This window comes from Actinomycetospora endophytica (genome assembly GCF_021026375.1).
Lineage (GTDB): Bacteria > Actinomycetota > Actinomycetes > Mycobacteriales > Pseudonocardiaceae > Actinomycetospora > Actinomycetospora endophytica.
In genome coordinates this window covers 1621661-1641391 of record NZ_JAJNDB010000001.1, presented here as the reverse complement: position 1 = coordinate 1641391, position 19731 = coordinate 1621661, and the positions used below count along the sequence as shown (strand labels likewise).

Annotated in this window: 14 protein-coding genes; 4 read left to right on the top strand and 10 right to left on the bottom strand. The window is 72.9% G+C overall.

Annotation, left to right across the window (positions count from 1 at the left end; genetic code table 11):
- Window positions 1-36: 36 nt before the first annotated feature.
- On the bottom strand, window positions 37-2229 hold the full coding sequence (locus LQ327_RS07965) for an HNH endonuclease signature motif containing protein (RefSeq protein ID WP_230733172.1): 2193 nt from the start codon (window positions 2227-2229) through the stop codon (window positions 37-39).
- Between the two features lie 261 nt (window positions 2230-2490).
- Between LQ327_RS07965 and LQ327_RS07960 the strand changes: the two genes are divergently transcribed.
- Window positions 2491-2724: a hypothetical protein gene (locus LQ327_RS07960; protein ID WP_230731283.1), complete on the top strand. Its 234-nt coding sequence runs from the start codon at window positions 2491-2493 to the stop codon at window positions 2722-2724.
- Window positions 2725-2736: 12 nt separating this feature from the next.
- On the opposite strand, the gene LQ327_RS07955 is transcribed toward LQ327_RS07960, so the two are convergent.
- The gene (locus LQ327_RS07955) at window positions 2737-4686 is read right to left on the bottom strand and encodes an arabinofuranosyltransferase (protein ID WP_269069202.1); all 1950 of its coding nucleotides are present in this window, start codon (window positions 4684-4686) and stop codon (window positions 2737-2739) included.
- 146 nt (window positions 4687-4832) lie between these two features.
- On the opposite strand from LQ327_RS07955, the gene LQ327_RS07950 reads away from it, so the two are divergent.
- Window positions 4833-8003: an arabinosyltransferase domain-containing protein gene (locus tag LQ327_RS07950; RefSeq protein WP_230731279.1), complete on the top strand. Its 3171-nt coding sequence runs from the start codon at window positions 4833-4835 to the stop codon at window positions 8001-8003.
- Between the two features lie 12 nt (window positions 8004-8015).
- Here LQ327_RS07950 and LQ327_RS07945 read toward each other — a convergent pair whose 3' ends face one another.
- The 3 genes from LQ327_RS07945 to LQ327_RS07935 form a co-directional block, all read right to left on the bottom strand.
- Window positions 8016-8738: a class I SAM-dependent methyltransferase gene (locus tag LQ327_RS07945; RefSeq protein WP_230731270.1), complete on the bottom strand. Its 723-nt coding sequence runs from the start codon at window positions 8736-8738 to the stop codon at window positions 8016-8018.
- A gap of 28 nt (window positions 8739-8766) precedes the next feature.
- The gene (locus tag LQ327_RS07940; protein ID WP_230731268.1) at window positions 8767-9831 is read right to left on the bottom strand and encodes a glycosyltransferase family 4 protein; all 1065 of its coding nucleotides are present in this window, start codon (window positions 9829-9831) and stop codon (window positions 8767-8769) included.
- 333 nt (window positions 9832-10164) lie between these two features.
- On the bottom strand, window positions 10165-10302 hold the full coding sequence (locus LQ327_RS07935; protein ID WP_230731267.1) for a hypothetical protein: 138 nt from the start codon (window positions 10300-10302) through the stop codon (window positions 10165-10167).
- A 216-nt stretch (window positions 10303-10518) separates the two neighbouring features.
- Between LQ327_RS07935 and LQ327_RS07930 the strand changes: the two genes are divergently transcribed.
- Window positions 10519-14040 (top strand): arabinosyltransferase domain-containing protein, encoded by a 3522-nt coding sequence (locus tag LQ327_RS07930; protein WP_230731266.1) that lies wholly within the window; start codon window positions 10519-10521, stop codon window positions 14038-14040.
- A gap of 1 nt (window position 14041) precedes the next feature.
- On the opposite strand, the gene LQ327_RS07925 is transcribed toward LQ327_RS07930, so the two are convergent.
- The 3 genes from LQ327_RS07925 to LQ327_RS34615 form a co-directional block, all read right to left on the bottom strand.
- A complete protein-coding gene (locus LQ327_RS07925) occupies window positions 14042-15442 on the bottom strand; it encodes a hypothetical protein (protein WP_230731256.1) in 1401 nt (466 codons plus the stop codon).
- Window positions 15443-15534: 92 nt separating this feature from the next.
- Window positions 15535-16257: a class I SAM-dependent methyltransferase gene (locus LQ327_RS34620; RefSeq protein ID WP_230731254.1), complete on the bottom strand. Its 723-nt coding sequence runs from the start codon at window positions 16255-16257 to the stop codon at window positions 15535-15537.
- Entirely contained in the window at window positions 16254-17606 is a 1353-nt protein-coding gene (locus LQ327_RS34615; RefSeq protein WP_230731245.1) for a lipopolysaccharide biosynthesis protein, read from the bottom strand. The genes LQ327_RS34620 and LQ327_RS34615 overlap by 4 nt, the downstream gene beginning before the upstream one ends.
- Window positions 17607-17719: 113 nt before the next feature.
- On the opposite strand from LQ327_RS34615, the gene LQ327_RS07910 reads away from it, so the two are divergent.
- Window positions 17720-17872, top strand: coding sequence for a hypothetical protein (locus LQ327_RS07910; RefSeq protein WP_230731243.1), 153 nt, complete (start codon window positions 17720-17722; stop codon window positions 17870-17872).
- 55 nt (window positions 17873-17927) lie between these two features.
- Here LQ327_RS07910 and LQ327_RS07905 read toward each other — a convergent pair whose 3' ends face one another.
- Together LQ327_RS07905 and nhaA are read right to left on the bottom strand one after the other, a co-directional pair.
- A complete protein-coding gene (locus LQ327_RS07905) occupies window positions 17928-18383 on the bottom strand; it encodes an Asp23/Gls24 family envelope stress response protein (protein WP_230731241.1) in 456 nt (151 codons plus the stop codon).
- A gap of 43 nt (window positions 18384-18426) precedes the next feature.
- On the bottom strand, window positions 18427-19614 hold the full coding sequence (nhaA, locus tag LQ327_RS07900; RefSeq protein WP_269069199.1) for a Na+/H+ antiporter NhaA: 1188 nt from the start codon (window positions 19612-19614) through the stop codon (window positions 18427-18429).
- Between the last annotated feature and the right edge of the window lie 117 nt (window positions 19615-19731).

Here is a 19731-nt window from a genome sequence, read left to right as displayed (position 1 = left end):
CCGAGCCTGAACCCGCGCCCGAGGCGCGGGCTCGGATCAGAAGTCGGGGTCGTGGTCGTAGCGGCTGGGTGGCTTCCCTTGGTGGTGGCGGTGTCGTGCGGCCATGGCGCCGGCCGTCTTGAAGGCCGCGGTGGTGATGTACCCGTGGCGGTTCCGCTTCGGGGTGAATGGGTCCCGGGTCCCCGGGGCGGGTGCCCAGGTCTCGGCGGGCAGGGTGTGGGGGCTGCCGTCGGTCGGGACCAGTGGGTCGGGGAGTGGGTCGTAGGGCTCCGGGATCCTGGTGTGGCGGGTGCCGGTCGGGCTGGTCCAGACGAACACGCCTGCTTCGGGTTGGGTGACCGTCCAGCCGGAGTCGGGATCGTGTTTGAACAGGTGATCGCCCTGGCAGAGCGGGCCGAGGTCATCAGCGGTGCTCAGGCCGCCGTCGTCCCAGGCCAGGGTGTGGTCCAGGTCGGCGCCGACGGCTTGGTGGTTGCAGCCGATGCCGCGGCAGGTGCGGTCGCGGGCCACGACCCAGCGGGCCAGTTCGGCGCCGGGGCGGCGGCGGTGGGCGTCGGCGGTGGTGACCGCCGGGTGCTCCTCGGGTGGGCGGGCGCGGGCTGCGGTTAGCGCGCGGACCGTTCGGTCGAGCAGGGTGATCGCGTCCGCGCCGATGAGCTCGCCGACCCCGACGCCGTCGAGGCCGATCCCGGCGGCGAGGTCGTCGACCTCGCCGCTGTGGGCGGTGAGTTCGACGACGTGGCGTCGTCGCCGGCCGCCGGCCCCGGGCGGCCCGCAGCTCGGTGGTCGCACGGTCAGTAAGTACTCGAGGTGGCCGTGGTCGTCGTAGAGGTGGACTCGCCAGGTGGTGTCGGTGCGGTCCCAGGCCAACTGGCGGGCGGTGGAGCAGCACACCGTGCCCTGGCCGGGGATCTCGCCGGGGCGACGGTCCAGGCCGAGCACGGTGCGCAGCCCGAGCCGGATCGCGGTGCGCGCCCGGAACGGCACCGCCCGCGGCGCTGATCCGCCGGCGCCGTCAACGGGGGCCGCGTCGTCAAGATCGTTCTCGTGAGCGGGGCAGGGATCGTCGGAGCCGCCGCTTCCGGCGTCGTCGTCGGGTGGTCGTCCGTCGGGTGCGGGCTCGCCGGGGTCGGGCGCGGCGTCGGGACGGTCACCGTCCTCGGCCGCGGCGTCGGAGTCATCTCCGAGCCGGGCGTCGGTTCCGTCGTCGAGAGGGTCGCCGCCGGACCGGTCGCCGCCGGGACCCTCGTCAGGTGCGGCGTCGCCGCCCTCGGGCCCCGGGCCGCCGTCCGGAGTGCCAGGAGCAGGGCCGCCGTCAGGGCCGGGCTCGGGGCCGCCGTCGGGGCCGGTGCCGGGGTCGGTGAAGCGGGCCAGCACGAGTTCGATGACGTCGTCGTCCCACAGCCCGGCCCCATCCGGGCCGGTCAGCACCAGCAGCACCTCGGAGCGGATCACGCCGTGCCCGGCGTCCCGCCCCGCCGCCCGCAGCCGGTCGTGCACCACATCACCGAGCGCCACGATCCGGTCGTAGGCGTCCTGCGCCGGCTCCGGCGGCAAATCCACCCCCGAGAGCTCCGCCGACCCCGACGGCAAGACCCGCAACGACACCCGCCGCCGCGCGATCGCCGCCGCCTTACGCGCCTCGGCCCACCCCGGATCGACCGCCGCCGCGGTCGCCTCCACACGGGCCCGCAACTGGGCATGGGTCAACGTCGGAGCCCGACCCAGCAGCCGCTCGACCACCAGCCGGGCCTGCGCGTCATCCAGATCAGCCACCGTCGACACGAAGATCGACGCCTTGTCCTGCTCGAGCCAGCCCTCCCGCATCGCCTCCCCCAGCGCGGGCAACCGGACGAGGATCTGGCGGGCGAACTCGATCCGCGCCGCCCCCAACTGCTCCGACCAGCCCAGAACAGCGGCCGGGACCTTCCCCGGCCGCGACCGCTGCGCGACCCGCTCGGTGGTGTCCGCCGCGGCCCGCCAGGCCTCCCAGATCCACCGCCAGCGCCGCCAGGTGACGTGGTTCTCCGCCCGGAACGCCGCCGCCAGCCCGGCCTCGGTCCACTGCCCCGGCGCCTCGGCCGGATCCATCGCTCGCAGCATCCAGTCCGGCAGCGCCTCCGGGAACACCGCGCACTCCGGCGGCACACCGGCGTCACGTTCCTCGGGCGGGCAGCCCCAATCGAGCCCGGGCTCCTCAGCACCGGACTCGACGACATCGCCCACCATCACCGCCACGCTTCGCACACTAGTTCGAAGGTCTGACACTCTGGGGTGAAACGGGCGGATCCGATGCGGTGGTCACCGGAGCGCCGCACGGACCAGCCCGGCAATCTTCGGAGGATCCCCTGGTCATGGGGGAAGCTGCGATGCTGACCAGGCCGGCGATGCCCGTCGTCGTACGCACGGCGAGGTCTGCGGGAATCCGGTGTCGGGGCGGGCTGCCGCCGACCGCGTTCGGTGCGCTGGTCGGTGCCGGCTTGGTGGGCGATGCATCACGCCCTGGTCGGCGACGCTTTCATCACGCTCTCCTACGCGCTGGACCGGAACTACCGCCACCTCGACCGTCGCGCACCGGTACCGGCCACCTGGCTGGTCACCAGCGGCTTCGACACCCCGGGCCCGGTCGGACCGGGCTTCCGCCTCGACGGGTCCTGGCCCGATCCGTCGAACTCGGCGAACCCGACCGACTCGCGGCGGGTGTTCGTCGAACCGGTCCGGTGACGCCGGACCACCTCAGCGGCGGACGACCACCGTCCACGGACCGATGTCCCGGCGCTCGAACGCGGGCGAGTCGAACAGCCGGCCGGGGAAGCTCACGGTCTCGGACGAGACGTTCGGGTACTGCGGGAACACGTCGTGGACGATGTTCGTCGTCAGCGACCCGCCCGGTCCCCGGCTGAACAGGAACGCCCGGGGCGCGGGCCAGGGGGACGCGTCCAACCGCCGCAGCAGGTCCGACGGATCGCTCGCGCGGGACCACTGCCGCACGGCGTCGTTGCGCTGCTCGTAGTGCGCGAGCGGGTTCGCGTAGTGCGGCGTGGACTGCTGGAAGCCGTGGAAGGGCGCGTCGACGTAGAACTGGGTCGGGCCGCCGAGCACGACGAGGTCCGACGCCGGACGACCCGACCCCTGCTGCACCGCTCCGACGAGCTGCGGCGCCCACGAGTCGGACCGGGACGGATCGAACGCCCCGACCGCCGGCGCACCGGTGCTCGGGTACGGGTCGGAGTAGGCCTCCTTGACGGTGTCGTCGTCCGCCGACAGCGCGCCCTGGGCGCAGGCCGCGAGCACGACGACGGCCAGCAGCCCACCCAGGGCCAGCAGCCGACCTCCGAGCGCGGGCCACCGGGTGCGGGCGAACAGCACGGCCTCGACCGCGGTCAGCACCCCCGCGCACACCAGGACGAGCTCGACGACGGGTGAGAGCCGGAACGCGAGGGTGGTCTGCCCGACCAGCAACGCCGGCAGCGTCAGCGCGAACCACGCGTAGACCAGCAGCACCAGCACCGCGAGGGGCCGGGCGAGCCGCTCGTGCACCGTCCACCCCAGCACGATCCCGATCAGCCCGACGAGGCACATCGCCCCGATCGACGACGGCTGCAGCATCGGGAAGGTCCAGACCGCCCCGTCGTAGGGCAGGTACCGCTGAGCGTCGCTGCGCGGCACGCCACCGGCGAGGGCGGCCACCACGAAGGGCGCCCAGACCACCAGGGCGAGCACCAGGCCGATCACGACGACGACCGCGGCCCGTGTGATGCGCGGGACCAGGTGACGCCCCGGCCGGCCCCGTGTCGGGATCAGCGCCGCGAGCACGACGTAGACCCCGAAGAACCCCGCGTGCAGCGAGTAGGTCATGGCGGCCACGCCGAGGTACACCCCGGTCGCGGCCAGGGCGAGCCCGCGGAGCCGGGTCTCGTCGGCCCGGATCGCGTGCCAGACGATCACGGCGATCGGCGGCATCGGCGCCACGAGCAGCCACGCGTAGGGCTCGGCCGACGAGACGCCCAGCCCGACGACGGCGGTGGCGGTCGCGACGAGCACGGCCCGACCCGGCGTCACGACGAGACGCCACGCCGCGAACGCCGCCCAGGCCGCGACGGCCAGCGTCAGGATCGCCCAGATCTTGTAGAACTCCCACGCGGGGACCCCGGCGAGGTCTGCAGCGCGGCCGCCGAGCCAGAACCAGCCGGCCGGGTAGTAGGACGGCAGGCCGAGGTAGTTCATGTCGGCCAGCGACCACGTGGCGGCGTACCGGGCGAGCGCCTGCGTCCGGAAGCTCTGGTCGATCGAGATGCCGCCGAGGTAGTAGCGCGTGCCCTGCAGCAGCATCCCGAGCCAGAGGGTCACCAGGGCGGCGAGCAGCCCGGGGACGGCGAGGGTCGCTACCGCCGACCGGGCACGGCTCTCTCGCGCGGCGATCCAGACGAGCACCCCGACGACCACGGCGCCGACAGTGGCGGCGACGGCGGTCCCCGCGTAGGTCGGGAACGGGACCCGCAGGCGGCTGATCGCGGCCTGGAGAACCAGGCACACGAGTACGGACCCGACGCCCGCGATCGGAGCGATCCAGGCGCTGTATCGGGTTGTGGTCTCCCGCGAATCCGTAGCGATCTGCGCTTCGGGTTGCGTCGTCGCGTCGATCTCGTGCTCCTCTCGGGTCGGCCCCGCCCGGACCGACGACATCCCCCGAGGGCTGGAGGCTACGGAGAACGAGGGAAGCCCTAGCTAGGACCCCCGGTCGTGACGGAGACCTCTCCCGACAGATCAGGTTCCCAGTTGCTACGTTCCGATTCCGCAACTTCACATGGCGCAAGGACCTGGAGAATCGTGTGACCTCGACGTCGCAGGACGATTCGGCGGAGGAGGAGGTTCTGGCCTCGGACGCCGAGAATGACGAACCACCCTCCGGTAACAGCGGGCGGTGGCCACGGGCACTCCTCCTGGCGACGACCGCCGGGATAGTCGCGATGGTCTGCGCTGTACTCCTTCCCCTCTTGCCGGTGTCGGCGGACCGGCCGGAGGTGACCTGGCCGCGGCTTTCCGGCACGACCGAGTCGACCCAACTGGGCCTCACAACCGGACGTCCTCTTGCCCTCGACGCAGGATTCGCGTGCGCCGATGCGCGCGCTGCGGCGACGACGCCCGACGGTCTCGTTCTCACCACGGCTCCCCCCGCTTTCCCCGATGCGCAGCGGGCGGCTCTGACCGCGACGATGGTCGCGGACCGTCTGACGGTTGTCAGCAGGGGAAGCACTCTCTACCAGGGTGTACTGCCTGCTGGCCCGTGCAGCGTCTCCATCGAGGGCGACCTTTCCCGACTCGCCATCTCGATAGACGGCGTGCCCGCGGGGACGTTGCCCGGCGCAGACTTACCTGACGTCGACGCCCTGGCGACCGGCCTCGCCGGCCAGCACTCCCAGGTCCATGTCCACCTGACTCTGGACGATCAAGGGGCGACGTCTCCGACCCCACTCAAAGCGGTCACGATCGTGCTGCTTGTGGTGGCGGGTGCCGTGTCCCTCATCGCACTGTGGTTCGCAGAGCGGCAACGCCGTTCATCGCGAGGTCGTCTCCGCCTGCGGCGCCCCGCTGTGGTGGATGCCGTCGTACCAGTCGTCCTGGTTGCTTGGCTGTTCCTCGCACCGATGACCGATGACGACGGCTACTACTCCGCAATGGCGGCGAACGTCTCACACTCGGGCTACGTCGCAAACTACTACCAGCTCTTCAACCAGTCGTTCACTCCGTTCACGTGGATCTACTACGCACTGGGGTGGTGGCAGGACGCGGTCGGGACGGCGCCGGTCGCCCTGCGGATCCCCTCGGTCGCGCTCGGCCTCGCGACGTGGTTCCTGGTGCGCGCGTTCGTCCGAAAGCTCGCGCGCTCAGCGTCCCTTGCGGCCAACTCCGAAAGGGCGCTGAGGGTCGCGGTGGCGATCATCTTCCTGGGGTGGTGGCTCCCGTTCGACACCGGCGTCCGACCCGAAGCCGTCGTCGCCACGAGCGTCATGGCAGCTCTTGTCGCTCTCGCCACCTCGATCGAGCAGAGACGGGCGTTCCCCGCCGCCCTGGCGGTGATCGCGGCGGGCATCGGCTTCACCGCAGGGACGGCGGGCTTCGTCGCCCTCGCGCCCCCCATCGCGGCCGCTCCTGCTGTATGGAGGGCGCTGGGCGATCGCGGACGGCAGGCCCAAATCCTTTCGATCGTGACGATAATCGCGGCGGGCTCCGTGGTCGGGCTGCTCGCCTTCGCCGACGGCTCCCTCCGAGACTTCTCCCGCGCCCAACAGATCTTCCTCGGCATGCAATACCCCGAGACGTGGTCTACCGAGATCGTCCGCTGGGACTACCTGCTGAACAAGCAGGGTCCCCAAGGTAACTACGCAAAGCGCCTGCCGGTCCTCCTGACTCTCTTCGCGGTACTCGGCTATGTCATGACAGCGACTCTCGGCGATCGAGACCGCATCTGGCCGCCTCGATTGCGACTCGCCGCCCACACCACGGTGCTCGGTTTCCTGCTGTTGTGGATGACACCGAGTAAGTGGACCCACCACTTCGGCTCTCTCGCTGGGGTCGGCGCCGTCTTGCTCGCGACGGTCGTTGTCTTCAGTCCGCGCATCGCTCAGATGGTCTCCGCTCGGCGCCCACTGAGCCATCCCGTCGCCGTTACCGCGCTTGTGGGTGTCTGCGTCCTGATCGCGCTGGCCGGACGCGGCATCAACTCCTGGCCGTACTCGTGGCTCCTCGGCATCCCGCATCCGCTGACCCCGCCCCAGGTATGGATCGTGGCGTACGGACAGCCGGTGTGGTGGTTGCTCGGGACCGCCCTCGTCACGGCTGCCATGGTGGTAGTGGCTCGGCGCCGCGCTCCGTCCATGGTCGCCGTCGCGCCATGGCTCGCACTTCCCGTGGTGGTCTGCGTAGCGTTCCTCGCGACGACCGGGTACATGGTCGGCGGTTTCGCGGTCGGGGCGGTGCGCACCACTAGCACGTACTCGCCGTGGGCCGACGCCCTGGAAGATCCACTCGCCCACCGCTGCGGAGCCGAGCAGGCGGTCCAGGTCCTTGACCCCCACAGCGCCTCGGGTCTGCCGGTCGCGTCGTACATCGGGGCCACGGCCACCGGTGGAGTCTTCGCCTCGGGTGGGTGGTCGCCCTCGAGTCCTCCGCCCATCGCGTCGGGGTCGGTCTGGGGGAGTCACCGTCCGGGACCCGACAGCGCCGACCCGGCCGACGGTGCTGGCGCAGGCACCTTCAGCACGCCCTGGTATTCGATCCCGACCGATCTGCGGGGCCAGACGCTCTCGTTGTATGTCTCGGGCCGCGCTGGCAATGGCAACGACCTCCGGGTCGGGTACGCATCCCTCCCCCGTACAGGCGGGGCACCCGTCCTCCTGGATTCGTTCTCCGGGCTGGGCGAGGGCAAGGCCGGCGCGACAGTGGATGCTCGGCAGTGGCGCTCGGTGACGCTCGACGGACCAGTAGCGCCTCCCCGAGGGGCTACTGCGGTACGCCTCATCGCATCGGACACTTCCGACGGGCCTGGAGGGTGGACCGCCTTTTCCGCACCTCTGGTTCAGCGATGGGCGCCCTTGACGGACATCATCCCGTCCGGGTCGGCGACGGCCGTGGGGTGGCCAATCGCGTTCCTCTTTCCCTGTCTGCGAAAGCCGATCCAAGCGGACGGCATAAACGAACCGGTCGCGACCGCTGTGACGTGGGGAGACGGAGCGCTTGCCGGCGTCGGGGACAGTGCCTTTCTGAGCGATCGCGGCGGGCTCTTCGCGCCAAGCTTCAGCGGAGACGCGGTCACGCAACTCTCCGCTCGGCTGGCCGACGCGCCGGACGCGGCCGGCCTCCAGGTGTACACATTTCGCGCGACGCTGCCCTCGGATGGCTACACGGTTGATCCCGGTAGCGAGACGGTCCCGGGGTGGTCACCCGCGCCTAACACGACATTCTCGACCCCTGTCAGCCCGAACGCTGTGGTCCGGCCCTAGTGGGGACCTAGCTCAGCCCGGCGTGGTCACGTAGAGGCAGCTCTCCCAGCGGGGGCCGGCGCTCGTGTCGGGGTCTGCTACGACCACCTGTGCGCCCGCCGACTCCGCCAGCCGGCGGACGTCGGCCTCGGACGTCGCGTGCATCTCCATCCCCCGCCTCAGCAGCCGCGCGACCGGCACGGGCAGTGCGGAGAGCACCCGCCCGGCCGCCGAGGACGAGGGCTCCGTCGGGATCTGGAACACGACCACCCCACCCGGGCGCGCCACCCGCCAGAACTCCCGGACGTAGCCGTGCGCCAGGGCGGGCGGCATGTGCTGCAGGACGCGGCAGCAGTAGACGAGGTCCACCGAGTCCGACTCGACCGCCGCCAGGTCCGACCCGGTCACCTGGACGAACCGGCACGCCTCGTCGGGCACGATCTCGCGCGCCTTGTCGAGCATCGTCGGGGAGATGTCGCAGCCCAGGACCTCACCGAAGCCGGCCCCGGCCAGCCCGTGGGAGAGCCGCCCGGCGCCGCAGCCGAAGTCCAGGGCCCGCTCCCGCCCGACGTCGAGCCCCAGCGCACCCAGGCGGGCCATCACGGTCGAGATCTCGTCGACCCCGGTGGCCAGGAAGTCCTCGGCGCTCCACCGGTTGCGATCCTTGCCCTTGTCCGTGAGCACCGCCCACATCGGGTCCTCGCGCCCGAGCTTGGTCCAGGTGCGGGAGACGTCGTCGATGTCCTCGGTGGTCACGGGGCGGGGCTCCAGGGGTCGGGACGGATCAACCGGCGGCCTTGGTGAAGACCGCCTCGTAGTCGTCGAGCACGGACTCGACGCTGAACGCCTCGGACGCGGCGGCGCGACCGGCAGCGACGTCGGGCGGGGCGTCGCGCAGGCGGGCGAGCCCGTCGCGCAGCGCCGGGACGTCGGCCGCGGGGACGATCGTGCCGAACCCGGTCCGCTCGACCGGCAGGCGGACCCCCGGCAGATCGCTGACCAGCGCGGGGACGCCGGCGAGCATGCCGACGACCTGCACGATCCCGAACGCCTCGAACGCGTTCACCGACGGCAGCGCGAACGCGTCGATGGAGGAGTAGAAGTCGCCGAGGCGCTGGTCGGGGACGAAGCCCAGCAGGTCGATGCGGTCGTCGTCGCCGGCGTGGGCGCGAACCCGCTCGACGACGCTGCCGCCGGCCACCCCGGTGTGCTCGCCGCCGATCAGCAGCCGCGCGGCGGGGTCGTCGAGGGCGAGGAACGCGTCGACGAGGTGCTCGACGCCCTTCTCCTCCACGATCCGGCCGAGGAACCCGACGTGGAACCCGTCCCCGCGCCGGTACGAGGGCTCGCCGTCGGCGACCGGGACGCACGGCGGCGGGATCGCCACCATGTGCGGCGCGATCACCGGCCAGAGCCGGCTGCGGCGGGCGTAGTCCTCGCTCGTGACGACGGTGGCCGCCGAGCGGCGCAGGCCGGAGCGGCTCGACCGGTCGACCGCCTCCCGCTGCGCGACGTTGACCATGCCGGGCGGGAGGCTGACGTCGCAGTGGTAGGTGGACACGACGGGAATCGGCGCGAGCTTCGTCAGCAGCCCCGCCTCGATCAGCGGCAGGTGCAGGTTCGCGACGCGGGAGCGCCGCATCTCGCGCAGGGCCATCCGCGTCAGGTTGACCCCGATCGTCCCCTTGCCGACCTTCGCGAGCACCGGCGCACGAACCACCCGCACGCCGTTGATCGTCTCGTTGGTCGGCAGCGACGGGTCGTGCTTGCTCGCGACCACGCACACGCGCCAGCCCCGAGCGGCGAGGCCTTCGGCAACGTCCCGAGCCACGTTGGTCAGTCCGGACACGTACGGTGTGTAGTAAGTCAGGACGATGACGAGGTCGTTCTCAGCAGGTGATGCGGTGCGTCGGATGGCCGGGCCCTCCCTGCTCGTCGTGCGACGACCGTCGGAAGCGCACTTCCGCCTTTAACACGGGTGCACATCGGCCGGTGTATCGATGCGCTGCCACGGTAGCGCTCGCCCCGTAAGAGTCCTTTCACGGCCCGCATCGACCCGCCGGACAGACGGAAATCATCCATGTGTGTCCACGTAGTTCCCCGAGGTCACCGCCGATGGCGTGCGCACCGCGCAGGACCGCATCGGGAGAGTTGACCGCCGTCGGCGCCACGGGAATCACGCTCATGGGCCGGGCGGTGAGATCCGCACGGGCAGGAGGACGCACGCCGGAGAGGCGCCCAGCACCAGGACGTAGGCGACGCCGATCTCGGCCGCCACGCCCGGCACCCGGCCGACGCGCGGCGGGGCCGGGGTGTCCACGGCGGGCTCGGGCAGGGTCGTCGTGGACGTCAGACGGGGGCCTCCATCGCCAGGAAGTCGGGCGGCGGTCGGACGCCACCGGCCGGAACGAAACCCCGCGCCAGGTGTGGTCAGCGCTCACCGGCACGGCTTCACGGCCCGGGACGAGGGCGGTTGTTAGCGTCACCCACCGGCGTGGATCGGGCGGGCACATTCGGGCGAGGAACGGAGCGCGGCGTGGGCGAAGGCACCGGACGCGGTGTCGAGCCGTCCGACGACGACTCCGGGTCCACGACCACGGTCGGACTCATGCTCCGGCGTCTCGTGCCCACCCGGAGCTCCGCCGCCCGCACCGCGCCGTCCCCGGCCGACGACTCCACGACCGAGCCCGTCACCCACACCGGCTCGAACGGCCGCGCCGACGACGCCTTCACCCCGGGTGACGGCCCAGACAGGTGGGGACCGGACGACTGGGGCCTCGACGGGCTGCTCGTCGCGCGGGTGATCGCGGTGGCGTCCGCCCTGGTGGCCGTGGCCTGCGGGGTGCTGCTGCCGTTCGCGCCGGTGATCCAGAACCACCCGGAGATCCGCTGGCCGGTCGACGTCGCCCGCCCCGCGCCGACGATGCTGATGCTGACCGCCTACCAGCCGGAGTCGTTCAGCGCGCAGTTCAGCTGCCGGGCGGCCCGCGAGGCCGATGGCACGCCGGACGGCTATGTCCTCACGACGATGTCGCCGACCTCCGGCGAGTTCGACGAGAAGGCGCTCTCGATCCGGGTCCGCGCGGGCACCCTGACCGTCCACACCGGCGGCAAGGACATCCTCGCCGAGCGCCTGCCCCCCGGGGATTGCTCCTACCAGGTCGCCGGCGACGCGTCGCGGGTGACCGTGAGCCGCGACGGACGCCCGCTGGGATCACTGGCACCACGGTTGGGCGAGGTCGACCCGGACGAGGTCAAGAACGTCCCGCCGAACTCGACGCCCGCCGCGAAGCCGATCAGCCCGCTGCCGAACATCGACGCGCTGTCGACGTCGCTGACCGCCCTGCCCGGCGCCACGCCCGCGGACCTGTCCGTCAACGTGTCCCCGGACGACCGCTACGCGAGCACGCCCAGCCCCTTCAAGTCGGGTCTGATCACGGCGACCGTGCTGGCGGTGGTGCTGGGCGGGCTCGCGACGACCGCCGCGATCTACCTCGGACGCCGCCGGACCCGGTGGCGCGAGGCCGCCCTCGACGCCGACACCGTCGCGACGCGCGCGGACCTCGACTCCGACGGCTGGACGCCGCCGCCCTGGGCCCCGCGCTGGTGGGCCCGGATCGACGCGAAGATCCTCTCCGGGCTCACGCGCTTGCGGATGCGGGGGCGACCGCGACTGGTCGACGCGGTCGTCGTCGTGGCGCTCTGGTCCTGGCTCTACCTCGCACCGCTCACCGACGACGACGGCTACTACTCGGCCATGGCGGCCAACGTGCCGTTCTCGGGCTACGTCCCGAACTACTACCAGCTCTACAATCAGGGCTTCACGCCGTTCTCCTGGCCCTACTACCTGCTGTCCTGGTGGCAGCAGCAGGCCGGCGTCTCCCCGGTCGCGCTGCGGGTGCCCTCGGTCGTGCTCGGCGTCATCACCTGGTTCGCGATCCGGGTGTTCGTGGCGCGCTGCCCGGGCGTGACCCACCCGTGGCGCGAGCACCGCTGGATCGCGTTCGCGAGCCGTGCCGTGCTGGGAGTCGCGTTCCTCGCCTGGTGGCTGCCCTACGACGTCGGCACCCGACCGGAGCCCTACACCGCGGTGTTCGCCGCCTTGGCCCTGGCCGTCGTCGCCGAGGGCGTCGAGCGAGAGCGGATGGACCTGCTCGCCCTCGCCGTCGGGCTCGGCGGGGTCGGCCTGATGACCGCGCCGACCGGATTCATCTGCCTCGCTCCGCTGCTGGCCGCGGCCCCGACGGCGTGGCGGGTGATCCGGTCGCGCTCGGCGCACTGGTGGGAGATCCCGCCGCGCTGGCTCGTGGTGATCGCGCCGGGAGCGCTGGGAGCGCTCGCCGGGTTCGCGGACGGCACCTATGGCGACTTCGTGCGCTCGCAGCAGATTTTCGCGCCGATCCAGCGGGCGCAGACCTGGTACCTGGAGTTCCAGCGGTACGCGTTCCTGCTCGACGAGACCTCGCGGTTCGGCGCCTACGCGAAGCGCACCGCCGTGCTGCTCTGCCTTCTCGCCCTGGTCTGGTTCCTGGTCACCGCCGTGATCGCCCGGGTTCGCGACCTCCCGGTACCGCGCCGGCTGATGCTCTCGGGCTGGACGACGGTGCTGGCCTTCGTCCTGCTGCTGCCCACCCCCAGCAAGCCGTCGCACCACTTCGGGGCGATCGCCGGGGTCGGCGCGCCGTTCCTCGCCCTCATCCTCGTCGCCGGGCCCGGGCTGGTCCGCGCCTCGGTGCGCACGGTGCGCGCCCGCGAGGGCAAGGTGCCGGTCCCCGCGGTCCTCGCGTCGGCGGTGGCCGCGATCGCCGTGATCGCCCTGGCCGGGCACGGCCGCAACCGCTGGGGCTTCATGTGGGGCCTCGGGATGCCGTCCTGGCTGGACTACCCGTCCGTCAGGGGGTTCTTCCTCGACCAGCCGCAGTGGTGGGCGGCCATCCTCATCGTGCTCGCGCTCGGCGTGGCGCTGGTGACCTCGTGGAGGGGGCGCGGCTGGCGGCCGTGGTCGCTGATGATCGCCATCCCGATGCTCTGCACGGTGGCGATGGCCGCGAGCACCGCGCGCATGGTCTCCGACTTCTGGCTCTCCGCGGACCACACCACGTCGACGTACTCGCCCGCGGCGGATGCGTGGCAGGACCCGCAGGCCACCCGCTGCGGCGCCGAGCAGGCGATCGACGTCCTCACCCCGCAGCGCACCGCCCTGGTGTCCCGGGACCGGATCCCGCCGATCGGCGACGAGCCACTGGGCCAGGCGTTCGTGCGGGACGCGTTCTTCCCGACCAGCCGTCCGCCGGCCGACCTGCCCCGCGGGCTCCCGGTGTGGGGCAGCTTCCTGCCCCCGGAGGAGGGCCGCTCTCCGGACTCGCGGACCGGGTCCTTCACCACCGACTGGTTCCGCCTGCCCCCGGGGTCGACCCGCGACTCGGCGCTGACGACCGAGGTGTCCGGCCGGCTCGGGGAGGGCAACTCGCTGCGCCTGGAGTACGGCCGGCAGGTCGGGAACGGCCCCGGTGTCGAGCCGCTGGGCTCGAGCACCGTCCGGGAGACCAGCGACGGGACCGACTGGCGCACCGTGGACATGACGAAGTCCCAGCCGCCGCCCGGGGACGCGACGCTCGTGCGGATCGTCGCCGACGACACCACCAGCGACATCGGCGGCTGGCTGGCTTTCACCGCCCCGCTCGCGCAGCGCTGGGCGCCGATGTCGACGGTGCTTCCCCGGGAGAACACCTACACCGTCGCGTGGGAGAACGCGTTCCTCTTCCCCTGCATCCACCAGCCGATCCAGCAGAACGGCGTCACCCAGACGATGGACGGCTTCCTGGGGTACGGCGAGAGCCAGGGGTCCGCCCTCGCGGACTTCTCCGCGCAGCCGGACAACGGCGGCATCGTCGGGAACGCCGCCCGGGAGGCATCGATGACCACGCTGAAGACCCGCCTGCGCGACTTCCCGGACACCGACGACAACGTGACCCTGCTGCTCTTCCAGCAGCCCTACCCGAGCGGGAACTACGACCTGGTGCCCGGTTCGCGGACGGTCTCGGGGCTCACGCCCTGACTCACCGGCACACGGCAGGGCCGTCGAGCTCCCGGCAGTCATCGGTGGTCCGGTAGTACGCAAGGAGCGCCGAGGGTGGGAGCGGCGGCGTTCGTCCGTTGCGTTCGGAAAGCGCGACCAGAACGGCGAGGGTCCGTGTCCCGCCCCAGCCATCACCCACCTGGGTCGGCGACATCGCGCCGGAGCGCAGCGCGGCGTCCAACCGCCCGAACGTGCTCGCCTGCGTCCCGCCGCGGTCGACCGGGAAGGGCCAGTCGATCGGCAACGGACGGGTCCCGCTCGCCAGCTCGGATCGGTTCTGGACGCCGTCGGAGAGGCCCGGACCCGCCACCGCGACGATCGCGGCCACGACCACGAGGGCCCGGACCATGATCACGGCAGGCCCGGGGAAGCGGTGCGCCGGGCGCACCAGGTCGATCAGCTCGTCCACGGCGGGCGCCGTCAACAGCCCGGCGACGACCGCGATCGCCACGATCCGCCGTGACCCGGGTACACCGCTCGAGACGACGTAGAGCCCCGCCGCGGCGAGCGATACCGCGAACCATGGCCAGACCCTCGAGAACCGACGGACCAGGGCCACGGCCGCTGCCACGGCGAGGGCCGCTGCAGTCACGCGGGACGCGAGCATCGGAGCAGACGAGAACCAGTAGTAGCTCCCGCCGTCGTCGACGAGCAGATGCCCGATGTCGAGGAGGCGGGCACGCCAGTCGTGGAGGTCGGCGCCGGCGTGTCCGCCACCCGTGACGATCACCGCGCCGTTGTGCCACCAGCGGAGAGGAGCGAGGACCAGCGCGCCGCCGAGCGCGCTCCCGGCCACCACCAGCGCCGCGTCTCGGAGCGACCTGATCCGCCAGAGACAGACCAGGACCGTCACCGCGGCCCACGCCAGCCCAGCCGTGTAGTTGGCCACCGAGATCGCCGCGAGGACCGGCGCGACGGGCCACACCCGCCGTCGGGACGTGGCGACGAGGAGGGCGGCGACCCCCCACACCGCCTCGAGGCCGTTCTCTGTCCCCACCCACGCCACGCTGGTGACGCCGGGGAGCACGACCGCGAGCGCTGCACCCATGGCGGCCGTGACCGGGCGGCACCCCAGGCGCCGCCGAGCGGCGAGGTAGAGCAACACCGGGAGCAGGGCCATCGCGGCCGCCTTCACCGGGCGGGCGTAGAGGAGCCCGTAGTCCGGTGTCAGGTGGCCCGCGACCAGGTAGAACAGCTGGGACCCGGCGTTGGTCGACCAGATCGAGGGCTGCCAGTGCAGCGAGAGCGCCAGCGGATCCCGATGGTCGACCGAGGCCTCCTCGCCGGTGAGCACCCCTTGGGCCGAGGCGCCCGCCGCGAACCAGAGGTTCCAGGCCGCTGCCGCGACGAACAGGACGACGGGCAGGACGCCGTCGGCCACGACCGGAAGCCGCCGCCGGAGCTTCGACGACGGCGCGGCGAGGTCACGCGCCGGCGTTTCGTCGAACGGAGCGCCCAACACGTGCCCGGGGATCAAGGACACCGCAGCACGAACATCGACGACTCACCCGTCCCCGGGCGCAGCAGCATCCGGCCGGCGAGGAACTGCACGAACCCGGGCACGGCGTAACGCGCCGCGTCGAGCAGCTTCGGCCGCCGGGAGTACGGCACGTCCCAAAGACCGTCGGTGCCCTCGCGCTCGACGGTGAAGCCGTGCTCGCGCAGGAACGCGGCCCACTCGGCGTGCGGCTTGAGGTTGATGTGCGTGGGGTCGGCGAATCCCATCCACGCGTCCCCGGCGAGGCGCCTGCCCCGGCCGGCCGGGTCGGGCATGACGACGAGCGCCTGCCCGCCCGGGCGCAGCACCCGCCGCCACGTGGCGAGCACGTCCGCGGCCGTCGCGTCGTCGAGGTGCTCGAGGACGTGGATGGCCGTGAGCGCCCCGAAGCCGTCCGTCGGGAGCTCGTCGGTGCTGGTCGTGATCGTGGCGCCGGGGGCGTTGCCGCGGGCGGTCCGGGCGCTCCACTCGGAGAGCTCGACGCCCCACGCGGGGCCCAGCGCGGAGAGCCGGCGCACCAGGTGGCCGGTCCCGCAGCCGAAGTCGAGGTAAGGCCCGCCGTCGGTGTAGCGGGCGACGAGTCGGGTGTAGAGCCGTAGCGCCGGCCGGTCCCCCGCCTGCCCGTTGCCCTGGTAGTACTCGGCGTCGTAGTGGTCCCCGGTGCCCTCGTGGCTGCCGGGCGCCTGCTCCGCGCTCACGTCTGTCCCGTCCTCTCCGTGGTCGTGGTGGCCGGTTCGTGGGTCCGGATCAGCAGCAGGGCGCTCACCACGGCGCCGAACGCCGAGCCCGCGCCGAACGCCACCTCGCCCGCGACCACGATGCCGGGGACGAACCAGAACGTCAGGCCCGCGACGACGAGGCCGGCGAGCCAGCTGGCCGCGACGTCGACGTGCCGGCCGCGGGCGACATGGACCTGGGTCACGACGACGAGCCCGACGTGCGCGAGCACCCCCGCGATGATCACCGCGAGCTCGACCCCGGGGATCGTGTAGTCGTCGCCGAACACCAGCGAGACGATCGGTGGGCCGAGCCACCACGCGAGCGGCACCCCGACGACGGCGAGCGCCGCCAGCCCCGCCGCGCCCTTGACGAGTAGCCGCAGCACCTGCCGGCGCCGCCCGGCCGCGAGCAGCCGCGTCAGGGTGGGCACGACGGCCGACTGCAGCGGCACCACCATCGACAGCGGCGCCTTGGCGAGGGTGAACGCCGCCGTGAACACCCCGGCCGCCGCCTGCGCCGGCCCGTTCGCGAGCGCCACCACCACGACCGGCAGGCCGTTGAGCAGCAGCTGCGCGCACACCGACCCGACGAGCAGCGGCATGGCCGACCCGGCCAGGGCCCGCGTGCTGTGGTGGGTCGGGTCGGCGGCGTCGGTGGACGGCTCGTGCTGGGCACGGCGCCACGCGGCCGGGATCAGCGGGAGATGGGCCACCGCGATCGCGGCGACAAGGGCCCAGCAGTAGAGCGAGGCGTCCTTGCCCCCGGCGACGAGCAGCACGACGGCGAGGCCGAGGCGGGCCACGGCGTCGAGCACCATCACCGCGCCGTGACGCACCAGCCGGTCGGTCCCGATGAGGATGGCGCGCAGCAGGAACTGGCCGGCCGAGACGAGGCAGAGGGCCACCAGAGCCCCGAACGCGCCCGCGTGCGCGTCGAGGGAGGACCACACCAGCGGCGACACCGCGGCGAGGACCACCAGCGCGAGCCCGGCCAGCATCGCCGCCGTGCCCGCCCCGGCGACCAGCACCTGCCGTCGGGACTCCCGCTGGGAGAGCCGCCGCGCCAGTTCCTGCTCGAGCGGGAGGAACGGGCCGAAGCCCAGCACGAGGGCGAGCGCCCAGAACGCACCGAACGTCGCGTACTCGGCGGGGGCGAGCGCCCGGGCCACGACGGCGAGGTAGACGTTGATGAGCAGGCCGGAGATGATGACCCCGACCCCCGCCGACCCGACGAGGCGTCGAGCACCGGGGCCGCCGCGGGGCTGGGCCGCCGGTGAGTCCGGGGTTCCATCGGTCGTGGCACTGATGCGATGACGATAGCGATCCACCGTCCGCCCCCCAGCGCTCGCCCGCGCACCGGATTTCGTGCACCATCCTGGTGAAACCCGCGTCACTCGCTGGTGTGACCTACCCCGCGTGAAGGTACGGTGACGCTGTGTCGGTGCAGAAGCTCGTGGGCGCGCTGGTGGCGATTCTCGTCATCTTCTGGATCATCGACTCCCCGACCACTGCCGCGGGCACCGTGAACACGATCCTCGCGGACCTCGCCTCGGCGGGTCAGTCGGTCATCCTCTTCCTGCGAAACGTCGTCTGACCAGCGCGTTCGCCGCCGGGACCGGGGCACGGTCCCGACGACGGTCCGCTCCGGTCTACAGCGTCGCGGCCGGGGCCCCGGGCGCGGGCGGCGGCGCCGGCTCGTCCTCCCGGCCGGGCAGCACCACGTCGGTGACGACGATGTTGAGCTCGGTGATCCGCACCCCGGCGATCTGCTCGACCGCCTCCGGCACGTGCCGCCGCAGCCCGCGGGTCAGCTCGCGGGCGCCGACCCCGTACTCGATCGCGACGTCGAGCCCGACCGTGGCGGTGTCGCCGTCGAGCTCGACGCGCACACCGCCGACGTTCTCGGTGCTCCCGGTGAGCGTCTGGCGCACCGCGCCGACCGCCCGGGAGCCCGCCCCGCCGAGGGCCACGACGCCGGGGATCTCCCGGGCCGAGTAGGCGGCGACCTTCTGGACGACGGCGGGCAGGACCTCGGTGGTGCCGGAGACCTCCGGGACCCCCGCTGTCGGCGGTGTCGGCGGGATCGGCTGCTTCGCGCTGGTCATGTCCCAGGTGTACCCACTCGCGGCGGGGACCGCCCTCCGACGTTCAGGTGCGGCGGCGGGCCGAGTGGCGCAGGACGAGCGTCGCCAGCGCGGCGGCGAGCACCGACGCCACGACCACCCCGACCTTGACGTGGTCGTCCGCGGGCGTCCCCCCGCCGAAGGCCAGCTCCCCGACGAGCAGCGACACCGTGAACCCGATCCCGGCGAGCAGCGACAGCCCGAGCACGTCCAGGCCGGTCAGCGACTCGTCGAGCCGCGCCCGGGTGACCCGTCGGACGATCGCCGTGGCGCCGGTGACGCCGATCGCCTTGCCCGCGACCAGGCCGACCACGACCCCGACGGTGACCGGGTCGGCGAACGTCCCGACCCCGCCGCCGGGGCCGATGACCGTCACGCCCGCGGCGAAGAACGCGAACACCGGCACCGCGACCCCGGCGGAGACCGGGCGCCAGCGGTGCTCGAACCGCTCGGCGAGGCCCGGCTTCACCGGCACCGTGAACCCCAGGAGCACGCCGGCGACCGTCGCGTGCACCCCGGACGCGTGGACCAGCGCCCAGGCCACGACGGCCAGCGGCGCCAGCAACCACGGGCTGGTCACCCCGCGCTGGACCAGCACGCCGAACAACGCGATCGGGACCAGCGCGAGCAGGAGGACCCCGACCGCGAGGTGCTGCGTGTAGACGACCGCGATGATCGTGATGGCGATGAGGTCGTCGACGACGGCGAGGGTGAGCAGGAAGGTCCGCAGCGCCGCCGGGAGCCCGCGCCCGACGACCGCGAGCACCGCCAGCGCGAACGCGATGTCGGTGGCCACCGGCACCGCCCAGCCCGCGAGCGCGGCCGGGTCGGCACGGTTGATCGCGACGTAGAGCAGCGCCGGCACCACCATCCCGCCGACCGCCGCCGCCACCGGCAGCAGGGCCCGGGCCGGGCTGCGCAGGTCACCGGCGACGAACTCCCGCTTGAGCTCCAGCCCGGCGACGAAGAAGAAGATCGCGAGCAGTCCGTCGGCCGCCCACCCGCTGAGCGGGAGGGCCAGGTGCAGCGCGGCCGGGCCGACGGTGACCGCGCCGAGGGCGGTGTAGGCGTCCCGCCAGGGGGTGTTGGCCCAGACGAGCGCGAGCCCGGCGGCCCCGAGCAGGAGCGCGCCGCCGACGGTCTCGCGGCGGAGGAGGGCGGCGAGGCGGGCGGGGGCGGTCGGGCTCACGGGCGGCTCCTGATCAGGCGGCATCGACCGCCGACCAGGCTTCCCGGCACACCGCTCGCCATCGTAGGTGGTGGCGGCGTGCTGCGGTGGGCGTCGAGGGGACGTCAGGCAACGCCGTGCGCCGCCGAGCCTGCGTCACGT